Source organism: Bacillus sp. 2CMS4F, from assembly GCF_023161785.1.
Taxonomy (GTDB): domain Bacteria; phylum Bacillota; class Bacilli; order Bacillales; family Bacillaceae; genus Bacillus; species Bacillus halotolerans.
Genome location: NZ_JALNTO010000002.1, coordinates 288022 through 309044 on the forward strand (window position 1 = coordinate 288022; position 21023 = coordinate 309044).

27 protein-coding genes and 1 pseudogene are annotated in these 21023 nt (G+C 40.6%); 22 read left to right on the top strand and 6 right to left on the bottom strand.

The window, feature by feature from the left end:
• Positions 1–36 precede the first annotated feature (36 nt).
• From MTN95_RS04825 to MTN95_RS04895, 15 genes are all read left to right on the top strand, one after another.
• The gene (locus MTN95_RS04825; protein ID WP_248337195.1) at positions 37–4698 is read left to right on the top strand and encodes a transglycosylase SLT domain-containing protein; all 4662 of its coding nucleotides are present in this window, start codon (positions 37–39) and stop codon (positions 4696–4698) included.
• Positions 4699–5253: a LysM peptidoglycan-binding domain-containing protein gene (locus tag MTN95_RS04830; RefSeq protein WP_015715399.1), complete on the top strand. Its 555-nt coding sequence runs from the start codon at positions 4699–4701 to the stop codon at positions 5251–5253.
• 13 nt (positions 5254–5266) lie between these two features.
• Entirely contained in the window at positions 5267–5623 is a 357-nt protein-coding gene (locus MTN95_RS04835) for a phage baseplate plug family protein (RefSeq protein WP_248337197.1), read from the top strand.
• Positions 5610–6575, top strand: coding sequence for a phage protein (locus MTN95_RS04840; RefSeq protein WP_248337200.1), 966 nt, complete (start codon positions 5610–5612; stop codon positions 6573–6575). The genes MTN95_RS04835 and MTN95_RS04840 overlap by 14 nt, the downstream gene beginning before the upstream one ends.
• On the top strand, positions 6575–6922 hold the full coding sequence (locus MTN95_RS04845) for a Gp138 family membrane-puncturing spike protein (protein WP_248337202.1): 348 nt from the start codon (positions 6575–6577) through the stop codon (positions 6920–6922). Before MTN95_RS04840 ends, MTN95_RS04845 begins: the two co-directional genes overlap by 1 nt.
• The gene (locus MTN95_RS04850; RefSeq protein ID WP_248337204.1) at positions 6919–7275 is read left to right on the top strand and encodes a contractile injection system sheath initiator; all 357 of its coding nucleotides are present in this window, start codon (positions 6919–6921) and stop codon (positions 7273–7275) included. Before MTN95_RS04845 ends, MTN95_RS04850 begins: the two co-directional genes overlap by 4 nt.
• Positions 7259–8443 (top strand): baseplate J/gp47 family protein, encoded by a 1185-nt coding sequence (locus MTN95_RS04855; RefSeq protein WP_248337206.1) that lies wholly within the window; start codon positions 7259–7261, stop codon positions 8441–8443. Before MTN95_RS04850 ends, MTN95_RS04855 begins: the two co-directional genes overlap by 17 nt.
• Positions 8440–9069, top strand: a complete 630-nt coding sequence (locus MTN95_RS04860) for a hypothetical protein (protein ID WP_199680908.1) — start codon at positions 8440–8442, stop codon at positions 9067–9069. Before MTN95_RS04855 ends, MTN95_RS04860 begins: the two co-directional genes overlap by 4 nt.
• Before the next feature lie 12 nt (positions 9070–9081).
• On the top strand, positions 9082–10323 hold the full coding sequence (locus MTN95_RS04865) for a hypothetical protein (RefSeq protein WP_248337208.1): 1242 nt from the start codon (positions 9082–9084) through the stop codon (positions 10321–10323).
• 12 nt (positions 10324–10335) lie between these two features.
• Positions 10336–10776 carry an XkdW family protein gene (locus MTN95_RS04870; RefSeq protein ID WP_041052499.1) on the top strand — a complete coding sequence of 147 codons (441 nt, stop codon included), beginning with the start codon at positions 10336–10338 and terminating at the stop codon, positions 10774–10776.
• Positions 10766–10960 (top strand): XkdX family protein, encoded by a 195-nt coding sequence (locus MTN95_RS04875; protein WP_041052497.1) that lies wholly within the window; start codon positions 10766–10768, stop codon positions 10958–10960. Before MTN95_RS04870 ends, MTN95_RS04875 begins: the two co-directional genes overlap by 11 nt.
• A gap of 39 nt (positions 10961–10999) precedes the next feature.
• A complete protein-coding gene (locus MTN95_RS04880) occupies positions 11000–11422 on the top strand; it encodes a phage holin family protein (RefSeq protein WP_041052495.1) in 423 nt (140 codons plus the stop codon).
• 45 nt (positions 11423–11467) lie between these two features.
• Complete coding sequence (locus MTN95_RS04885; protein WP_248337210.1) at positions 11468–12289, top strand: peptidoglycan recognition protein family protein; 822 nt, start codon at positions 11468–11470, stop codon at positions 12287–12289.
• Positions 12290–12453: 164 nt separating this feature from the next.
• On the top strand, positions 12454–12933 hold the full coding sequence (locus MTN95_RS04890; protein ID WP_248337212.1) for a hypothetical protein: 480 nt from the start codon (positions 12454–12456) through the stop codon (positions 12931–12933).
• Between the two features lie 15 nt (positions 12934–12948).
• The gene (locus MTN95_RS04895; protein WP_248337214.1) at positions 12949–13311 is read left to right on the top strand and encodes a hypothetical protein; all 363 of its coding nucleotides are present in this window, start codon (positions 12949–12951) and stop codon (positions 13309–13311) included.
• A gap of 269 nt (positions 13312–13580) precedes the next feature.
• Here MTN95_RS04895 and MTN95_RS04900 read toward each other — a convergent pair whose 3' ends face one another.
• Entirely contained in the window at positions 13581–14021 is a 441-nt protein-coding gene (locus tag MTN95_RS04900) for an SMI1/KNR4 family protein (protein WP_248337216.1), read from the bottom strand.
• A 12-nt stretch (positions 14022–14033) separates the two neighbouring features.
• Positions 14034–15854, bottom strand: a complete 1821-nt coding sequence (locus MTN95_RS04905) for a T7SS effector LXG polymorphic toxin (RefSeq protein WP_248337218.1) — start codon at positions 15852–15854, stop codon at positions 14034–14036.
• Between the two features lie 210 nt (positions 15855–16064).
• On the opposite strand from MTN95_RS04905, the gene MTN95_RS04910 reads away from it, so the two are divergent.
• Complete coding sequence (locus MTN95_RS04910; RefSeq protein WP_044156345.1) at positions 16065–17195, top strand: Rap family tetratricopeptide repeat protein; 1131 nt, start codon at positions 16065–16067, stop codon at positions 17193–17195.
• Positions 17195–17326 carry a hypothetical protein gene (locus MTN95_RS21505; protein WP_255004112.1) on the top strand — a complete coding sequence of 44 codons (132 nt, stop codon included), beginning with the start codon at positions 17195–17197 and terminating at the stop codon, positions 17324–17326. Before MTN95_RS04910 ends, MTN95_RS21505 begins: the two co-directional genes overlap by 1 nt.
• Positions 17327–17369: 43 nt before the next feature.
• Here the strand turns inward: MTN95_RS21505 and MTN95_RS04915 are convergent, their stop codons facing one another.
• Complete coding sequence (locus tag MTN95_RS04915; protein WP_044430359.1) at positions 17370–17558, bottom strand: hypothetical protein; 189 nt, start codon at positions 17556–17558, stop codon at positions 17370–17372.
• Between the two features lie 106 nt (positions 17559–17664).
• Here MTN95_RS04915 and MTN95_RS04920 point away from each other — a divergent pair, with 106 nt between their 5' ends.
• On the top strand, positions 17665–17892 hold the full coding sequence (locus MTN95_RS04920; RefSeq protein WP_044156343.1) for a hypothetical protein: 228 nt from the start codon (positions 17665–17667) through the stop codon (positions 17890–17892).
• Positions 17893–18126: 234 nt separating this feature from the next.
• Here the strand turns inward: MTN95_RS04920 and MTN95_RS04925 are convergent, their stop codons facing one another.
• Positions 18127–18519 (bottom strand): carboxymuconolactone decarboxylase family protein, encoded by a 393-nt coding sequence (locus MTN95_RS04925; protein WP_248337221.1) that lies wholly within the window; start codon positions 18517–18519, stop codon positions 18127–18129.
• Positions 18520–18615: 96 nt separating this feature from the next.
• Between MTN95_RS04925 and MTN95_RS04930 the strand changes: the two genes are divergently transcribed.
• The 3 genes from MTN95_RS04930 to MTN95_RS04940 all read left to right on the top strand — a co-directional run bounded on the left by MTN95_RS04930 (position 18616) and on the right by MTN95_RS04940 (position 19493).
• On the top strand, positions 18616–18987 hold the full coding sequence (locus MTN95_RS04930; RefSeq protein WP_248337223.1) for a MerR family transcriptional regulator: 372 nt from the start codon (positions 18616–18618) through the stop codon (positions 18985–18987).
• A gap of 137 nt (positions 18988–19124) precedes the next feature.
• Complete coding sequence (locus MTN95_RS04935; protein ID WP_248337225.1) at positions 19125–19247, top strand: hypothetical protein; 123 nt, start codon at positions 19125–19127, stop codon at positions 19245–19247.
• Positions 19248–19319: 72 nt separating this feature from the next.
• A complete protein-coding gene (locus MTN95_RS04940; RefSeq protein WP_248337227.1) occupies positions 19320–19493 on the top strand; it encodes a hypothetical protein in 174 nt (57 codons plus the stop codon).
• A gap of 58 nt (positions 19494–19551) precedes the next feature.
• On the opposite strand, the gene MTN95_RS04945 is transcribed toward MTN95_RS04940, so the two are convergent.
• Positions 19552–20301: a hypothetical protein gene (locus tag MTN95_RS04945; protein WP_248337230.1), complete on the bottom strand. Its 750-nt coding sequence runs from the start codon at positions 20299–20301 to the stop codon at positions 19552–19554.
• A 186-nt stretch (positions 20302–20487) separates the two neighbouring features.
• Between MTN95_RS04945 and MTN95_RS21635 the strand changes: the two are divergent.
• A pseudogene (locus tag MTN95_RS21635) lies at positions 20488–20587 on the top strand (peptidoglycan-binding domain-containing protein); the annotation flags it as partial.
• Between the two features lie 36 nt (positions 20588–20623).
• Here MTN95_RS21635 and MTN95_RS04955 read toward each other — a convergent pair.
• Entirely contained in the window at positions 20624–20959 is a 336-nt protein-coding gene (locus MTN95_RS04955) for a hypothetical protein (protein ID WP_248337232.1), read from the bottom strand.
• Between the last annotated feature and the right edge of the window lie 64 nt (positions 20960–21023).

The following is a 21023-nucleotide window of genomic DNA, read 5'->3' on the forward strand; positions in this document are numbered from 1 at the left end:
ACAAAAGGAACAAAAGGAAATGAGGGGGTATGAACGTTGTCAGACGCATTGAGAAGTACGCATATTGACGTTGAATTGAACGTTGATACCTCCCCTCTAGAAAGAGCAAATCAGCAAATAGATAGGCTCGTTGATAATGTTGACGATGCAAGCGGTCAGTTTTCGCAGATGCAGTCTCGTATGGCTGAAATTCATAGGGAACAGCGGAGATTCAGAGACATACACATGAGTATGATTCTGGACAACTCTTCGCTGCAACTTGCCAGCCAAACATTAGAACGCATGGGGCCACAAATTGACTTGGTCACATCACGTTTCGGTTTATTGAATAACCAGGTACAAGAGACAAGCCGGCTTATTCAGAATCTACCGTCTGAAGTGAATATCAATATTGATCAGACATCAATCATAAATACAAATGATCAGATTGATAGGCTCAGAGAGAATTTGAATAACGTTGATATGAGTCGCATTGGTACGCCTGCACCAAGCACAAACGTTACACCGAACACACAAAGTGTTCAAAATAACGTGGCAGCGGTAGCTGTCCCGGCCCCAGATTATAGGGGTGTGCGGCAGTATAGCCGTGAAATGGACTTTTTGCGCGGTTCAACTCATGGTTTGGAAGAAGACACAATCCGAATGATGAACGAGATGCGGCAGGCATGGAACAATGAACGATACAATATGTCAGGTTTCCGGAATGAAATGATCCGGGCTCAGTATGGTTTCTTTCAGTTAGGGAACCAGATGGACAGCTGGTCTGGCACCAATCAGCAGTTTATGGATGAAGTGTACAGGCTGGGGCGGGCTCACAAGCAAGTCACAGACAACATGATGAAAAACAACAAAATGATGCGCATGAGCATGTTGCAGACTGTCGGAACACTAATGGCCCGGTCTACTCAATCAGAGAAGATCGCGGCCAACTATGACCGAATGGGAAACCCGTTATATCAAGTCAATAAAGCGGGGCTTGCCGTATCAAATACGCTTGAGAACATGGCGAAGCAGGGTACTGCTGCGCATTTGGCTCTGAAAATGCTCGGGCCTACTGCCAACATGAAAGAGCTTAACGATATGACAATGATGATCACTCAGGGTTATATGCGTTTTCAAATGGTGGCACTGGGTGCAGCCTTTACAAACTTTTTCATGTTCCAAGGGCTTCATAAAGCGGCAACACAAACAGTTCCCGGCTATTCAAAAGCATGGGAAGAGATGTGCAGTACACTACTAAAAGCCATTCAGCCAGCAATCGAAGTGTTTGCGGCATTTGCGATGGCGATATACAAGGGCATTACGGCCGTTGCAAAACTGATCATTCAGTTTAATGAGGCACACCCTGTACTCTCCAAAATGATCCAAGGATTTATGCTTCTCATCCCTGTTTTAACCCTACTTTTATCGCCACTAGCGATAGGGGTAGGGTTAGTGAATGGTTTCCTTGGAGCTCTCAGCAGTTTGTGGATGTTCATTGGTCCAGTTGTAACCGGGCTGGCTGCTATGTCGGGCACGGTGTATGTCGTAGCTGGGGCCATCGTTCTCCTTGTAACCGGCATTTATTTGCTTTACAAGAATTTCGATAAGCTTCAGGAGAGATTCAAGCCAGCGACAGACGCGATGAAACGCTTTGCTGACATGGGGAAATCGGCGGTTGTCGGTGCTTTCCATACGATGATCAAAGAGGCTGAGGGTCTAAAGCCTGCCTTCATGAAAGGTTTTAAGGGCGCGCAAAAAGTGGCTATCACGGCTATTCATAAGATGCAATCCGAGTCCTTAAAACTGTGGGATCGTCTCGGTGAATCACACCCTCAATTAGTAGCTGGTATTGAGTCGGCTTACAAAACGGCTGTGAAAACCGTGTCAGGCTTCATTCATAATGCTGGAAAGACAATCTCGGATTTCTTCGGGAAAGGGCTGTCAGACGGGCTAAATGGAATCGTAACAGGTTTCATGGAGCAGCTGAAAGTCGGTTTATCCAGCTTTAAGGGAATGGTTTCATTGGTAGCACCGTTTGTCGCGGCGATCGGACTTGCATTCCTCGGAGTGTCAGGGCCAATCGGTGTGGCTGTCGGTGCTATTTTGAGTGTTGCCGGCGCCTTGTATCGCATGCAACAAACAAACCAAAATGTAAGCCAGGCCTTAAAGACAGCATGGACATCGGTACAATCTGTTCTAACGACTGTTTTTCAGGCATTGCAGCCAATCATCAACACGCTTCAACAGTCTTTCGGGCAATTGGTCACGCAATTGACGCCACAGTTTCAGCAGCTGGCCGGACAACTTCAGCAGGCTTTCGTTCAAATAGGCGGCACGCTTGTTTTGTTTGCTGCATCTATCTCACAAACGTTCCAGACAATCGGTCCGCAAATCATGCCACTGATCCAGCAATTGCTTTCAGCTTGGATGCAGTTGTCGGGTACTTTATGGACAAGTGTCTTGCAAATAGCAAGCAGCATTCTGCCGTTACTTGTCCAAGGATTCCAGACGATTTTCCCGGTTATTCTGAGCGTAATTAATGCGGTGTTACCAATCATTATTCAATTGATAGGCAGTTTCTCAGGAATCCTTGTTTCAATTGTGCAAAATGCCTTACCGATTTTGGTCCAGATGATTCAGCTTGCATTCCCGTTGATCCTGAGCATTGTACAACAAGCTCTTCCGATTGTTTTGCAATTGATTCAGCTATTAGGTTCATCCATCGGACAAATAGCGGTTCAAGTGCTGCCGTTAATTTTATCAGCGGTACAGCAAGTGTTCCCGATTATTAAACAGGTCATCATGGCTGTTCTTCCAATCGTGGCACAATTGCTTACTGTGGCGGCAACAATCATTTTACAGTTGGCACAAGCGGCACTTCCTATCTTGATTCAAGTTGTGCAGCAGGTATTCCCGCAGATCATGCAAATCATACAAGCGGCACTTCCGATTGTTGTTTCTCTTTTGCAATTTCTGGCGAATATCATCACAACTGTTGTCATTCCAGCGATCCGTTTCATCCTAAATATCGTGACTGCTGTGTTCCCGGTTGTGCTCTCAATAATACAAGTTGCACTAAAAAATATCATTGCGATCATACAGGGTGCAATCGGCATTATTATGGGAATAGTGAAGGTTTTCAAAGGCTTATTCACTGGGAATTTCCGCATGATGTGGGACGGTGTGAAGCAGATTTTCTCTAGTGCAGTCGGAATGGTGAAAAAGCTTGTAAGCAATATGGGCGCAGCAATCACTGACAAATGGCTTTATATAAAAAATAAAGTCGCGTTATTGGCCTTCGATCTGCGCAAGAAAGTCATGGATCGTTTCAACGACTTAGTTGAAGGGGCCAAGAAATTGCCGGGTAGAATCGGTGATGGAATTAAGAACATGGCTCATAAGGCTGTATCTGGTGTGACTAGCTTAGCGAACAAACTTGCTGGTGCACTCGGAAAAGGTGTAAATGGTGTAATCGGCGGAGTGAACTGGGTCCTTGATAAGATCGGTTTGAAAGATAAGCATATCCCTAAATGGGAAGTGCCTAAATATGCACACGGAACCGGAGGGCACCCGGGAGGCCCGGCAATACTGGGAGACGGTAAAGGGGCAAACGCTGGCCCTGAAATGTATCGTACTCCATCAGGTCATGTGGGACTTAGCCCTGCAAATGATACACTGATGAACCTTCCGAAAGGCACTGAGGTGTTATCTGCGAAACAGACAAGAGCTGCTTTAGCAGGAGTCCCGGCTTACGCAAAAGGTACAGAAGGAAATATCTTTACAAAAGCATGGAATGGTGTAAAATCCGTTGCCGGTAAAGTGAAAGATGTTGCTCTTGATGTTTTTGATTACATCGGGCACCCATCTAAGCTTTTAACAAAAGTATTAGAAAAAATGGGTGTCAAAGCTCCTTCTATGTCCGGATCTTTCGGTGATGTGGCGAAAGGGGCCTTTAAATTTGTCAAAGACAATGCGATTGGCTTTGTTAAAGGCAAAATGTCCAGTTACGCTGAAAGCTTTTCTGGCGGCGGCTCAAAAGCCGTCAAAAAGTGGGTAGCTCAAGCGCTATCAATCAAGGGCCTTGGCTCTGAGTATGCTGGCGCACTTGAAACCATTGCCATGAAAGAGTCAGGCGGGAATCCTAATGTCGTGAACAATTGGGATTCAAATGCGAAAGCTGGACACCCGTCACAAGGGCTTATGCAGTTTATCCCGAGTACATTCAATGCCAACAAGGAACCGGGTCACGGAAATATTAAAAATCCAGTTGACCAGATCCTTGCTGCTATCAATTATTTGAACAGCAGATACGGCGGCATCTTGAAACATCCTGGCCTTGTGTCTATGGCACATGGTGGCCCGTATAGAGGTTATGCGACAGGCGGAGTCATTAACAGCCCACAAGTCGCTGCGCTTGGTGAAAACGGCTTTAGAGAATATGTCATCACCACTGAGCCACGATACAGAAACCAATCACTCGGAATGTATGCTGCACTGGGTCGGGAGCTTGGCGCGGATACTGGGTACACACCAGAAAAGGCTGCTACAAGCTCGAATAGTTCATCTGTCAATATCACGTTTAACCCGTCGATCAATGTAAAAGTTGAGGGCGGCAGTGAAGGGGCAGAAACCAAGGTGAAAAAGGCTGTAACTGAAACATTTGACGAAGTTTTCGACATGCTGAAGTCGCTTTATCCACCAGAGGGGGCTTATTAATTGGCGAAGCTCGGAAAGATTAATCTTGTAAATGAAAAGGAATCTGACGGCGCGGATGTGGAGGTAACTTCATATCCCGTTGAAAAAGGGGTCCCGATTACGGACCATGTACAAAGAAAGCCAGAGACGACAACAGTCTCTGGCTATTTATTAGGCAAAACAGCAAATAGTGATTATGAATATCTGAAAAAGCAGGCTTATGCCGGCACTCTTTTGACTTATACCGGGCGTAAGGTCGCTAAAAATGTGATCATCACAAAGATAGATCGCGACACAGGCGATTACACAAACGGTTTTGCTATTTCAATTGAGTTGCAAGAAATCCGTATTGCAAAAAGCCCGTGGGTCAAAAAGAAAGTGAAAACAGCCGGAAAAAAGAAGAAAGCCAGCAAGAAGAAAACAAAAAAATCCAGCAAGCTATACCACAAGGTCAAGAAGGGTGACACTTATTGGGGCTGCGCTCGAAAATACGGCACCACAGTAAATGCTTTGCGTCGGCTGAATCCGTGGCCGGACCGAAGAATTCCGATAGGGGTCAAAATGAGGATCAGATGAAGGAGGGAAAGGCATGGCATCAAGAGATTACATTCCTTTTGACAAAGAGGACATACCACAGCAGTTTGAATTTGATTTAGCAGATGACACGTACATTTTGCGTATCAATTACAATCAAACAGACGATAGTTTTTCACTTGATTTATACGATCAAGATATGGAACCAATCGTGCTGGGCGAAAAGCTAATATTAAACGTTCCTTTGTGGGAAGACATCGTAAATGAAAATCTGCCAGCGCCTTCCCTTATCCCTATGGATGAATCGAATACAGAAACACGGGTTACATACGAGAATTTTATGCAAACCGTGTTTCTTTATATTGATGATGTCTCGGACGATGCGGAGGGAGAAGACGATGGCAACGAATAAAATGCTGTTTGGGCGCGTCGTTAAGGTCACGATAGATAACGGCAGTTCACAGACAACTTTCGACTATAAAGACTTAGAAATTCATTTTGAAGTACCGTTTGATGATGACTTCAAACCGAATGAAACAAAGGTTGAAATATACAACCTGAGCAAAGATTCAATAAACAAAATTAAAAAAGGCAGCACTATCACTGTTCAAGCTGGTTATAAAGATGATTACGGTATTTTAACTATCGGTAAAGTTACCAAGGTGCTGAATAATTGGGACGGTTTGAATAAGGTAACGGCCATCTATTCAAAAGATGGCGATGATTACACACATATGAAAGTTACCACTGAAAACGCTGATCCTGCTGAAAAATATTATGTGAAAAAGCGGTACAAGCTCGCAAAACCAGTGGTGACTGTAAAAAAAGACAAAAACGGCCGGACATATAAAACAGTCAGGAATTACGGCACCCGGACAGAGGTCAGATACCGTAAGAGATACATGAAAATCACGTTCAAGGCAGGCACAACCTCAAGGCAAATTGTTGATAAGCTTCTGCGTGTGCTTGGTATCAAAGTGAAAAATATCATTCTGCCAAAAAATAAAGTTTATAAAAAAGGCTATCGCGTCACTGGATTGATTGAAAACAATCTTGAAGAGGTCATTCATGATGCTGGGGCTGTCATGTACTATCGACGCGGCCGTCCTGTTATTCGGCCACTCAGCCAAGGGGATGACGAACGTTTCAAGCTCGAAGAGGCGACAGGTCTTGTAGAAACGCCAGAACAATTTGAGGAAGATGATCTCAAAGGGTATAAGGTGAAATGTCTTCTGCAGCATCGTATTGCAGTAGCCTCAATCATAGAGGTGAACAGTAAGACAGCAAAAGGAAAATATCGAGTGAAAGAGGGTACCCATTCTTTTGACGGTAAAGACTTTTTCACAGAATGTAAGGTGATTTAATGAGTAAAGCGACAAGATTTTTTGATGCATTTGAGAAACGGATAAAACAGTCAATCCATACAACGGCACCAGCGAAGGTTGTAAATTATAATGCTGAAAAACATACTGCTGATCTGAAATTGCTGTTTCAAACCAATGATGGTGAATATCTTCATGAATACCCTTTGATTGAGCATGCACCTGTCTTGAAACATGTTGAGGCTGATATAAAAGTGGGGGCCTGTGTATTTGTTTCGTTTGCTGAACGGTCACTTGATAACCTGGACGGCAACCAAACCTTTGATCCTGATTCCCGACGTACACACAGCATAAATGATCCGGTTGTCATAGGGGTGTGGGAAGGATGAAGACTCTCAAGCTTAAAAACGGGGATCTCTACTTCGAAAACGGAGAGCTGCAGATGGTTGAGGGTGACGCTGAGTTGGCTCAATCGGTAGAAATGATTCTTAAAACAAGTATGGGAGAATTTGATCTTGATGAACATGTCGGCCTTGATCGCAGCAACATTTTAAGAAAGCAGTTTGATCAAGAAGAGGCGCAATATGACATCATCAATGCGATTTCTCAAGAAGAGCGAATTGCCAGTGTTGAGTCAGTGAGCTTTTCGATTAATAAAGAATCACGCAATCTCTCAGTACATGTAAAAATGACAAAGGAAGATGAAGAAACAATTGAAATAGGGGGTGTTGATCTTGCTTGATGAAACGGGCTTTCAACGGCAAACCTATTCCGAGCTTGTAGATAGTATGGAGGACCGGGCGCGGGAACAATTCGGGGAGGATGTAAACACATCCAGTAAAACACCGTTAGGAATTATTATTCGTATTTTCGCTTGGTTTCTGGCCGGCCTATGGGACATTGCAGAAAGAGTTTATAACAGTGGCTTTGTTAGTAAGTCTGAGGGTGTGCAGCTTGATCGTCTTGGTAGTAACTCGGGAATCACCCGGGAGCCAGCTGCGGAGTCGGTTGTGACTCTATCCTTTACCGGAGAACCCGACATCGTAATTGAAGAACAAACTCAGTTTACTACGGAATCAGGCATCTATTTTGAATTGATTGAAGACGTTGTAATTGAGGCTAATGGGACAGGCTCAGGGACGGCTGTCTCGCTTTCTAAGGGCGTTATAAACAATGTTGCGGCAAATACCATTACCGTGCAAGCAGAGCCTTCTGAGGGCGTGTATTCAGTTACAAATCCGGAACCATCGGCAGGCGGTGCCGACGAGGAAACAGATTCGGAATTCCGAGCACGTATAAAGAAATCAGTTGAGGGCAGTTCAGCATCTACAAACGGAGGTATTATTTCGGCCTTGCTGAACGTTTCAGGCGTCAGATCAGCGAACATTGTTGCCAACAATACAATGCAGACCGATGCGGACGGCAACCCACCAAAAAGCATTCACGCTTATGTACTGGGCGGTACAAAAGATGATGTTGCGCAAGCACTGTTTGACAGTGTTGCTGCAGGAATTGAAACGGTCGGGGAGCAAGTTGTTACGATAACAGACGCCAGCGGGCTTGATCATGCCGTCAAATTTGATTTTGCAAGGGAAGTCAAAATATATCTGCAGCTGGATTTAAAAACAAATGCTTCTTTCCCTATTGATGGAGTTAGTCAGATCAAAAACAATCTCGTTTATAAAATCGGGGGAATTGATGCGAACGGCTCTTACTATACCGGCTCACAAATGGGCGATGATGTTATATTGTCGCAGTTATTCAACGCGGTATATCAAGTAGATGGTGTCTCCGATGTAACGATCAAGATAGGGAAAGATGCGACAAGCCTTTCACAGTCAAACATTGAGATTGAACCTAAAGAGGTTGCTCAGGTACATTTTGATGAAATAGTGGTGAATCTCATATGATTAAAGACTTAATAGGAAAGCTGACCGATGCCTTTTTGAAAGATGAAAAGAGCAATATCGGTAAGCTTTTTTTAATTGTCGATGAACAGCTGACAGCACTTAAAAGCGCACTGACTACAGCTGAGAACTGGCGGGATATTGACGCAGCAAAAGGAAAGGCTCTGGATCTACTTGGTGACAACGTGTCACAGGATCGAGGGCGTGCCACCGATGAAATTTATCGTGTGCTTATTCGTGGCAAGGTTGCCAGAAATGTTTCTGACGGCACCACAAACCGGATCATCGAAGCTTTAGCAAAAACACTGAACTGCAAGCCGAGTGAAATACACATTGTAAGCAGTAAGGAAAACAACGAAGATGAGCCCGCCTCTATTATCGTAAAAAAGGCACCTATTGAGGCTTTGAGTAAAGTCGGAATGAGCGCAACACAGTTTTCGAATATTGTTCAAAAAACAGTAGCTGCAGGGGTGCGGGTGGCATATGTGGATTTAAACGGCACCTTTCGTTTTTCGTCATCTGCTAACTCTATAGAAACGAGTCAATATGGATTTTCAACAGACGGGACAGACGGGGGAACACTCGGCGGAATCTTTCAGCCTGAAGATGATTACCCTTTACCGATTTAAGGAGTGATTTTTATGCCTTTTATAAAAGAATTGCCTGAATGGGGGAACGCCGGGCAGAGGCCCCCGCAGTCCTCCATTGATGAAGGATACAAACCGATGGATCATCCCCCTGCGGATTGGTTCAACTGGTATCAATATACGGCCTATCATGCACTAAAGGAATTGCAAGAGATCGGAGCAACGCAGGATGATGTTTCCACTGCTTTAAAAACAGCAAAAGCTTATACAGATGAATTTGCTGCGCGTAGGGATAACCCCAACCAAGTTACAAAGGGGCAAGTTGGTTTAGGGAACGTAGACAACGTGCAGCAAGCAACTAAAGCAGAATTCAACGCACACAATACAGATTCTATGCGGCATATTTCGTCCACAGAGCGTTCAAACTGGAATGCGAAGGAAACGACAACAGGAGCACAAAACAAGGCAGATACAGCCGAGAAAAACGCAAAAACGTATACTGATCAACACATTAATAATAAAAGTAACCCTCATGGGGTGACAAAAGATCAAGTCGGACTCGGTAATGTTTCCAATGACAAACAGGCAACCAAAACAGAGTTTGACAACCATGTTAAAGATACTACAGCCCATATATCTGCAACAGAGCGCACAAAATGGAATGGTGCTCAGCTTTTCAAAATTACAAACGATGTTGGCGGCGTGCTTGTGTCTATAGGAGATACAGACGACTTTTTAAGTAAAATTGTTAAAGCCGGCAAAACATTCGGCACTTTTTATTCTACCGGTAAGCCAACAAATGCACCTACAACATTATCAACGAGGGGATTTTTTCATTTTACCTCTGTAGATAGCGACGGTAATGGCACTTTTGGATATGTTATCGCGGTAGATTACCAGAACAATATGTATACAAATTATGTTGACGGAAATTTAGGTTGGCAGGGCTGGAAACGTCTTATCACTGAAGCAGATTTCAAAAAAATGACTTGGTATGACTTAACGCTAATCAATGGAAATAAGGCTGGTGGAAGAAAACCTCAGTATGCTGTATGGGGCAACGAAGTGTTTACTCGCGGTGAAGTAGTCTCGCCGGATTTCAACAGTGTTTTTGCTAGACTTCCAGCTGAAGCGCGCCCATTAACACAAAAGTCGATGGCTGCAACGCTCTTTGGAACCACAGGGACATCAAAATATATTGCTGAAACAACTGGCGAATTAAGATTGGTTGGAAAACACGCCAACATTGAGGAAAACATTTCTGGGGTTTCGATAGATAATAATTTCACTTTGTAAGGAGGGACGAATGTGCAAGTATTCTTGTATGATGAAAATTTTTATTTTCTAAGACCCAAAATTTTAGATGATCCGGCTAGCCCGATGCCACAGAACTCAACGACTGTAAAGCCTCCCGATGGCTTATGGAGGCCGCAGTTTGATATAGATAATAATGTTTGGAATGAATCTGCTGATCAAGAATATAAGGACAATCAAAAAAACAAGTATCAGGATGTAGTTGAGTCGAATCCCATTATGGAACAGTTATCAACACTTGGGCAGCAGTTGGCGGACGAAAAACTTGCAAGAAAACAAGCTGAGCAGGCTCAAAATGCTTTAGGTATGCAGCTTACCGCAGAAGTTCTGGCAAGGAAAGAAGCTGAGGCATTGAATCAATCTCTTGGTGAGCAAATGGCGGTTTTAAAATTAGACGTACTGAGTTTAAAGGGAGGAATGACAAGTGAATCTTAATTTTTGGGTATTTGCGTTGTTCTACAAATGGGCTACAACATCTATGGTAAAGCAGGCTATGGCATTTAACGATTGTTCCGTTGAGGACATGAAAGAGGGTGTTCAAGCAAAATACATTACACATGACCAATACCACGAGGTAACAGGTCAGACATATGAGGAAACGACAGAAGCCAGTCAATAAGGGCTTTTTTATTTTGCCTCTAAGGAGGTGATCAAAGAAATGGAGGAAACGACAGTGTTTATTAATTTTGAAACATTAGATTTAGCGAGGGTTTACCTGTTTGGAGGTGTGAAATATCTAGATTTACTACTAGTTCTCAGCATTATCGACGTTATAACAGGTGTAATCAAGGCATGGAAATTCAAAAAGCTCCGCAGCCGTAGCGCATGGTTCGGTTATGTGCGTAAGATGCTCAGTTTTCTAGTGGTCATTGTGGCAAATATAGTAGATACAATTCTTAACCTGAACGGTGTTCTCACATTTGGAACCGTTCTTTTTTATATCGCAAATGAAGGGCTGTCGATTACAGAGAACCTAGCACAGATCGGCGTTAAGATTCCGGCTACCATTACGGAGCGGCTGCATGTAATCGAAAACGACAACGAACAAACAAAAGAAAAAGACGAACAGGCTGCTGGATAATCCAGTGGCTCTTTTTATTTGAAAAACAGAATAGGAGAGATTTTCATGACAATTGCAGTGAAAAAGAACCTTGTATCAACATCAAAATACGGCTTGAAATGCCCTAATCCGATGATCGCGGAATACATCACTATTCATAACACGTACAATGATGCATCAGCTGCGAACGAAGTCAGCTACATGATTGGAAACACCAGTTCAACGAGCTTTCACTTTGCCGTTGATGACAAAGAGGTAAGGCAGGGCATCCCAACAGATCGCAATGCATGGCACACAGGAGACGGTACAAACGGCACTGGGAACCGTAAGTCTATCGGTGTTGAAATCTGCTACAGCAAGTCGGGAGGGGCTAAATACTACGCTGCTGAAAAGTTGGCTATCAAGTTTGTGGCGCAACTGCTTAAAGAACGCGGATGGGGCATTGATCGTGTGCGGAAGCACCAAGATTGGAGCGGAAAGTATTGCCCGCACCGTATTTTAGACGAGGGACGCTGGAATGAAGTTAAAGCGGCGATTGATGCTGAATTAAAAGCACTTGGCGGCAAATCATCCAGCAAGAAAACAACTTCATCCAAGGCAGTGAAGAAATCAAGCTCAAGCAAAAAGAAATCATCTTTTAATCTGCCTTCTGGCATTTTTAAAGTGAAAAGCCCGTTGATTCACAGCAGTGCAGTTGAGCAAATTCAAACAGCCCTGGCTGCGTTGCATTTCTATCCGGATAAGAAAGCCAAAAATTTCGGGATTGATAGCTACTATGGGCCGAAAACAGCTGATGCAGTAAGACGGTTCCAGCTGATGAATGGACTAAAAGCTGATGGAATTTATGGACCAGCTACGAAAGCGAAACTTGAAACGCTCTTGAAGTAAATAAATAGTCTCCTTGAGTATCTTTCTCGAGGAGATACTTTTGTTTATTTTGTTGCAGATAGTTCAAAATTATTCTAATATTTGAGTAAAAAGCATTATTTTTCTAGTAGGAATATAATGTTATCATTTACATGTAAATAAATTAAAAGAAAGGGATTGATTTCATGTTTAAGAAATTACTTTTAGCAACATCCGCATTAACTTTCTCTTTATCATTAGTTCTTCCGTTGGATGGACACGCCAAAGCTCAAGAGGTAACATTACAGACACAGCAAGAAGTCACTTATCAAACTCCTGCTAAACTATCCGAATTACCAACGAGTACAACTGAACAATCTGGTGAATTTCACACAAATGGTTTTAAAAAATGGATTGCTAAAGAAGCGATGAAAACAACAGCCTCCGCACTTCGTAATGGAGGGAGAATTGTTGGTAAGGTAGTCGATGAGTTAGGTGGATCAGCAGGAAAAACATTCGCAAAACATACTGATGATGTAGCAGATGCTTTGGACGAGTTAGTTAAACGAGGCGATGTTGTGGAGGATGCAATTATTGACACTGTGTCTTCGTATCTAATAGATGCAGGAGTAAAATCTTCTACAGCTAGAACTATTGCAAATGTATTTACTTTCTTAGCTTTTTAATTGAGGTGATTTGAATTGGTAACAGTAGAAGAAAGGCTTGACAACTTAGAGAAAAAAGTCGAGAAGCAGGCTTTTCAACTAAGGTTAGTTCAACAATTAGCAGCTGATTATGATCGGTTTGGCTTATTTGATCAAATTTTGGCCTATGATTTAAGTGAAAAACAGTATCAGGGATTAAGAGAGTTAACGAGCAATTACACTGATAAACTTAAAAATGGAGAAGAGGTCTCTCTTCATAACTTTACTGCAGAGTTTAAAAGAATTTTGCAAGACATTGAAAAAGAAGTGGATTTCGATAAGTTTATCTCTCTCTGGCTAAAGGGACCAGAAGAAGGTTTTGGCTTTTCTAAGCCTTTACATAACCATTTCTTTAATTAAAGATAAAGGACCAGCTTATTATGTGGCTGGTCCTTTTTTATTTTTACTCTACAGAAAAAAGTGAATCAAACTCAAGGAAATTTGTATCACCTTTTAAATCCTTCAAGGGATGCAGTGAGAAGGTTCCAGCTTATGCATGGCTTACTCCTGAAATTCTGAGCGGTCCGAAACAAAAGTGAAACAATAAGTTATTGAAATAAAAAAAGAGCCCTTTGCCACAAAGAGGAAGGGCAATGAGCTTATTTATTTCTGGTCTTTTCTTTATCCGTTCATTCCTCGTATAGTTTATTAATCAACTCGGTAAATGAATCACATATATGACTCAAAGCTCCATCAGGATCTTCATATGCAATCTCATGATCCCAGAATACCACGGAAGGGTTCTCTTTATTCTGACGATAATCGAAACAGATTTCGTTACCGAAAGGATCACAGGCGAAAGGAACTATTCCTGAAAGCATTCTTCCATCCTGGTAATCTTCAAAGATCTCTAAAATAAAACTTGAACTATCCTCAGTTAAACCATGTAATCGATTAAAAACCGCACCTTTTGTATTTTCAAAGTCAAATATCTTTTTACTTGGGCGTGCCCCATTGTTGTTTAATATAGTTGTAATGTAGTCGTTAGGGAACTTAACATCTAATGCCTTTTCGATTTTTTTAACAGTTGTTTCCCCAATAGGTTTTTCGGCAAATCTCCACTCTGTCATATTGTCCAACTCCTATCTGTTCTTACTTCCTCCACCCCAAAGGTGTCGGCCTCCTGTATGGCCTGTTTTCCGATGCACCTTTTGGTCAACTAATTGCATCCTCCCTGGTTCTTGGTGATGATGCCAAGTATAACCGTCCGGTGTTTCGCCTGCTTTAATCATCTCGATTTGAAGGTCATTGAATTGATTTCTAAGTAAAGGATCCGTTTCAATTTCTTCTTTTAATTTTAAGGTTGCATCTTTAAATTGTAAATAATCGCTTTCCTTATAAAGATTTGAGTCAATCTTCGTATCAAATTTCGCTTTGAAAATTGGGAAACCGTCTTTATCATATGGAACTCCAGTTTTAGGATGTTTTTCGTTTTTAAGATGACCCATTTTTAAGTTAACTGTTTTGAGATTTCCGTATTCATCTCTGTAAGTATAAGGTGCGGCTTTAGTAAACAAATCATCCTTTGATTGAACTAATCTCTTTAAAAGCGGTGTATTTTTAACGTTAATAGTATTCCCGGCGTCTTGTAGAATCCCTTCTAATGCAGGAGTATATCGATTAACATAAGGTTTGCCAGATGGATTGCCATTCTTAATCTTTTCACTAGCTGCTTTCCCAACTTTAGCAAGATCTTTCGAGCCTGTTGAGACAGAGGACTTTCCACCTTTCAATAACAGAAGACTTCCGCCTAAGTAAGTAACATAGTGCATCCGTGTGTATGCATCCCCATGAATCATTTTTTTATCCCAATCATCCTTCAATGTGTCAACCATACTTTGAAAGGCAGCTTGATAGTCATATTCCAGAACTGTATCCAGCACTTTTTGAGGATCCTTGTTTAAGGTGTCAATTGTCCAACCGATATTCCATCCCAGTTGAATGGCTCCTTCACCGGTATCTTTGGCAAGATCATATACACCAACAATCGCACCTTTGGCGCCGTCACCAATGATTTGCAACACTTCTTTTCCGTTATCCATGAAAGCTTTACGCTGTTCAAGAAATGAGACAAATTCAATCTGTTCAGGGGGTAGATTATCATATCCGACTTTCTTGGCAATTTCTAAGTATTCATCCGGATCCGTGACTCCGTCAGCTAGCTTCTTCTTTAAATCTTTGATTTCTCGTTCTTTCGCTTCATCTTTCTTGATCTTCAAATAAGCTTCAGTTTGTTTCTCGATATCGCCTTTTTTCTTATGTATATCACTTTCTCGATAAGCTTTGGCATTGTAATGGATGGGTGTAGCATGCTTGCCTTTGCCTGTGGATTCCTCAAGCTTTTGGAAGTCCTTCTTGATGAATTGCTCGTTTGGCTCTGACTGGGCATATTCAGTAACAAGTGCTTCGTCCACGTTGCCTAGTTTATCGACTGTTTTTTTGCGTTTGTCCTCGGCATCGGCGAGTTCGTCTTTGAAGTTTTCTGTCGAGAACAAATCAAGCGGAAGGACATCGTCAATATCATTTAAGATATCCTTCATGGCTTTCTTTTGTTCTGACATAATAGATTTTGATTTTGTGTAGGCGTTAGCCAGCTCATGTTCTAAAAAGGATTCTTCTATGTATGCATCGGCTAAGCTGGCGTCCTCTAAAGCGCCTGAAATGCTTGTCAAAAAAGCAATTTTCATATCAATTAGATCAATCCAATTGTCAGCAACTCCGGCATGATCTTGATAAAATGCTTTGATATTATCGGCGCCTTTGCCGGAAAACTCACTGTCATCTAAATCAGCTACAGCTTTGAAGGCTTTTTTTAGATTGACCATCTGACTTCTTAATTCTTTGTATTCTTTTGCACGTTTATCTGCTTCAGAAAGCAACGTCTTGGCTTCAAATACCTTCATGATCATATCCTTTCTTGTTAAGCTTCGTGTTTCAACGATTAACAAAATTTTACCATATTATGATATTGAGTAATACAAAAAACCTTCTATCTGGAAAATGAATCCCACACGAAACTAACCGAAGAAAATGTTTGCGGTTTTTTTGCGGTATAAACACTTTTTGGAAATGTTACAATATTACAAAAATAGACATAAGAGGGAGGGGTATGTATGGACCAAGTTTTACCGTCATCCCGAGTGGGAGTCAAGATCAATGAATGGTATAAAATGATTCGTCAATTCAGTGTTCCTGATGCAGAAATCTTAAAGGCGGAAGTGGAGCAAGAAATAGAGGAAATGGAAGAGGATCAGGATTTACTTGTTTATTATTCGTTGATGTGTTTCCGTCATCAATTGATGTTAGATTCATTGGAGCCAGAAGACAGATATCGGGATCGTCCCACAGTCGATGAACTACTTGAAAAAATAGAAAAACCGCAAAAAAGACTTACAGGCCTTTTAAAATATTACTCATTATTTTTCCGAGGGATGTATGAATTTGATCATAAAGAATACGTTGAAGCGATAAGTTATTATCGTAAAGCTGAGGAAGAATTGACTGCAGTTTCAGATGAAATGGAACAAGCTGAATTTCATTATAAAATAGCAGATGCCTACTATCAAATTGATCAGCATTTTGTTTCCCTGAATCATTTGAAAAAAGCTAAGCATTTGTTTGAAAAGAATCAATTATATAAGGTGAAAGTGATCGGATGCAATATGATGTTTGGAGCTAATATGTACGATATGTACCGGCTGAGAGAGGCGGAATCATATTACCGAGAAGCTTTAAGTGTCGCTGAGGGAATGAATGAGAAAAAGACAAAAAGGATCATTGGAGTGATCTTTCATAATTTAGGCTTAGTTTATTTAAGGACCCAAAACCTAAGTGCAGCTGAAGAGCATTTCAAAAAAGCAATAGACATGAAAGAACATCTTGATACGGTGTATGGAGTAAGATCATTATATATGATGGCAAATGTACTTTACCAAAGCAACAAACCTAAGGAAGCACGTTTCTTTTATGAAACAGCTATAAAACGGGCTGAAGATTCTAATGAAGAAGAATATATGGCGAAATTAAAGATCATTAATTCAATATATGAAGAATATAATGAAACAGAAGTAAATCGAAGCTTAGACTATTTGGAAAAGAAACGCCTGTGGTCTGATTTTGCAGAATTAGCAGAAAAATTGGGTGACTTTCATTATGAGCAAAGAAACTATGCAGAGGGAAGAAGCTTCTTAAAGAGAACTATACATGCACAAACACAAATACTTAAGGTTACGGAGGCTATATAATGAAAAAATTTTTAATCAGCTCCGCTTTAATCGGTATTCTTTTTGCAGGTTTATTAAATGTGGAAAATGTATATGCTGCTATGAATGATTCTGGAACTTTCCATGTAGCCGAAAAAGCTATTAATATCTAAGTAATATTATCCTGTTAAACCCCATCTTTTTAAGGTGGGGTTTTTACACAATCCATTTATTCTTTTTCTTATCCCATTTTAACAAACGCTGCCTCATAAGATTCTTAACGGCTTCCCGTATAGCTCGTTCATCTTTCCCAGTTTTTCTCTTCAATTGATCCAACGAAGGATTTTTTCCTAAATGGGTCATATTAAAAATAATCCGATATACTTTTTGTTCAAAATCATTCAATTCAATTGCCTCCTTGAGTAAATAATACCAGAACAAACATTCTCTTTTCAACTTGAAATAGAACTAATGTTCGTATAAAATAATGGTAGAGAAGGAGGAGGAAAGCATGGAATCGATTTTAAAACGTTCATTAACTGAGAAAACAGCATTAGATATGATTTATATGAGAAATGACGGTCTTATCACGAAGAGATCAATTATTGTTCGGCAAATTAATCAGAGTTACATACGCGCTTATTGTTTCACCAGCCGTCAAACAAAGACGTTTACTATCGAAAATATCCTTGCTGTTTCTCCTGCAGCATATAAAAGAGGGGTCAGGAATTATGCGTGAAATTACAGAAGGGCAATTTTAACCACTCTAATTTATTGAAAAATACATTAAAGATGAGGTCGAAAACTCTTTATAAACAATGATATTAGGTAGTGTGCAAAACGGAAACGTATATTAACAGTGATCAGACTCTTCATAGTGAAAATGAATATTGCTCTGATAAAGTAGAAGATAACATAGTGATAAAACGCCAAGGATTCCCCCTGGCGTCTAAACGGGAAAGCCTCTGATTTATTAAGTGGATATCGTTTGAATGTTATGCTCTTCAAAAATTCGTTTTGCTACAAAGATTGTATTCAGCACTCTTGGAAAGCCGGTATAAGGCGTACAGTGGATGATTGCTTCTACTATCTCACCTGGTGAAAGTCCAACATTGAGTGCCGCATTGATATGAACGTGTAGCTGCGGTTCACAGCCACCTTGTGTAGTGAGTGATGCGATTGTAACTAATTGTCGTTGCTTTAGATCAAGTCCTTCTCTCTGATATACATCTCCAAAAGCAAATTCCACTACGTATTTTCCGAGATCAGGAGCAATGTCTTTGAGTGAATCTATTACACGTTGTCCGCCCTCTCCATCAACTTCCATAAGTTTTTGCCAACCTCGCTGATACCGATCGTTGCTCATTTCAATTTCCTCCTTTAGGGTTAGTCAATTTCGATTTAAATGCTACACTTTAGAGCACACTCTAAAGCAATACTTTTTTATGCTAAAATGATTTATATGGAAAAACTTTATACGATTCAACAAATTTCAAATATGACTAAACTCTCCGTCCACACTTTAAGATACTATGAAAAAATAGGATTGCTTCGTGAAGTGAGACGGGATAAAAACGGTTATCGGAAGTACGCGGAGTCTGATATGTCTTGGATCAATTTTTTAATCCGTTTACGAACAACTGGGATGTCGATTACTGACATGATACGGTTTTCTGATCTGAGAAGCCAAGGAGAGTCTACGGTAAACAAGCGACTAGAATTATTAGAAACGCATCAAAAAAATGTTCTTGAAGAAATTGAAGGGTTAAGGGACAACTTGACGAAGATTGAAGAAAAGATTGATTACTATAAGTCATTGGAGGAAACTAAATAAATTTGGTATGACCTATATAAAGAGTAAGGATGTCTCCTAAAGAGTGCGGATGAAGAGCTTTAAGAACAGGCTTTGGATTGCTTGAGGGAGGATCAATTTACAACCTCACGCTGGTTTGTTCCAACAATAGAGAATTAATGAATCTGTTAGAGTTAATCTCAACGAGTACAGTAAAAGGGCTGCTGGATGCCCTGAGAAGAAAAGAATATGTGACTTGGGAAGCGGGGTCCCCGAGAACATTAAAAATAATACACAGATAACGGGAAATTAATTTTAAAAAATGTTATATGTGGTCAATGATCATGATATGATTGTAAAAAGGAGGGAGTTAAATGACATTTAGAAAGGCCTTTAATATTGGCTATGTTGTACTTTTGCTCTCTTTCGTTCTTGTTTATTTTATTCTACCGGCTGAACAAGTAATCACTGCTGTGATCATACTGACTTTACTTTTTGGAGCATACCAATTTATTTTGCTTAAAACGCTGTATAAAAAACATGATTAAAAAAAGAACACTCTGACTTTGGGGACTTCCCAAGTTAAAGAGTGTTCTTTTTTGGTTATCAACCAGTTCCACACATATAAACTCTATAAGGCTCGGATGTCTTATCGAATTTTAAATTTTTTCGCTTACTATCCTTAAACAGTTTCACTCGTTTTTTGGTCCATAGATAACATTGATCAGTATCTAGAGATGTTGCATGTTTAACGCTAAAATAGCCAGTATTCATATTATATTGAATATAAATCCCAGCAGCAGCACCTGCTACCCATCCTATTCTTGGTATTTGGGACAAGATAGCTGATGTAATGATCGCAACAGTGGCCTTGTCTTGAACAGAAATTTTGTATTTGATCCATTTTTTATTCCAAGCCCATTTACCTTTTCTTTTCTGAATGTCAATTGAATCTGAGCTTAATTTGGATAAAGAAGCATTGTTTGAAGTGATAGCCTCTTTATTTTCCTCGATAAACTGTTTTGCAATTTGGTTGACTTGTTCCTCGTTTTCTTTAACAGCTGCATCACTTAAATAGTTGCTGCTAACTGTAATCTTTCCTGAATCCTTATCTGTCTTAAATTCTTGGGTTCCTTTTTGACTTTTGAATGTAGTGGTGATGGTGTCGACATCTTCAACGGTTCTGACTGTGGTTTTTTCTCCATCCATATTTTGAACAAATTCATCCTGGTAGAGAATCGAAGAGGGTTTAGTCTGGGTTGTTTCTGTGTTTTTGGCTGAAGCTAAACTTGGACTAATTGAGGTGGTTAACAAAGACAGTGACAGGATACTCATTAAAACTGCTTTTTTCTTCATAAAATCTCCTCTCTGGTAATTATTAGGCGCCTGTGTCGATTGTAACTGTTTTTTTTGGGTGTTTGATAGAGACCTTGTGCCTATAAATTCCGTTTCTTGAAAATGCAAAGATTCGTTAGAATCAATTGATATCAGTTTCTGGTCATTCTTCAATACCGTATTGAAAAATACATGCCTTTCAAAACCACAGGAGACGCCGTCAGACGGTTCCAGCTGATGAATGGACTAACTCCTGATGGCATTTACGGACAGAACGAAAGCAAAACTTGAAGCTCTATTAAGGTAATAATAACCCCCTTCTACAACTGAAGGGGGCTTAAATTCAATCCTCTATGTTTCCATCCTTCATTTTTAAATTTAATGCGTCATAATCCTCTTTGTTAAAAGAGACAGTTACTCTATCCACTCTATCTGAATCTGGATAGAGGAATAATTGTTGGTTAAATTTTATTCCTGATTGCCCGACTATTCGGTATATCAGGTTTAAAATTGTAAAACAATCTAAATCTACTCCGTCTTTTAGATGGTTCTTAATACTAATAACTACGGTGTTTCCGATGGTTTCAAACCTAGGTTTCCGGGGAGAAATGTCGTTAATTTTGCAAAGACCCTTCACATATTGTTTGAAAATGTCTAAATTTTCACTATTTCCTGTCAAAAAATCACCCCTTTATTTTGTTTTTATGGTACCATTATCCAAGTGGAAATAAAATGGGAGAGGA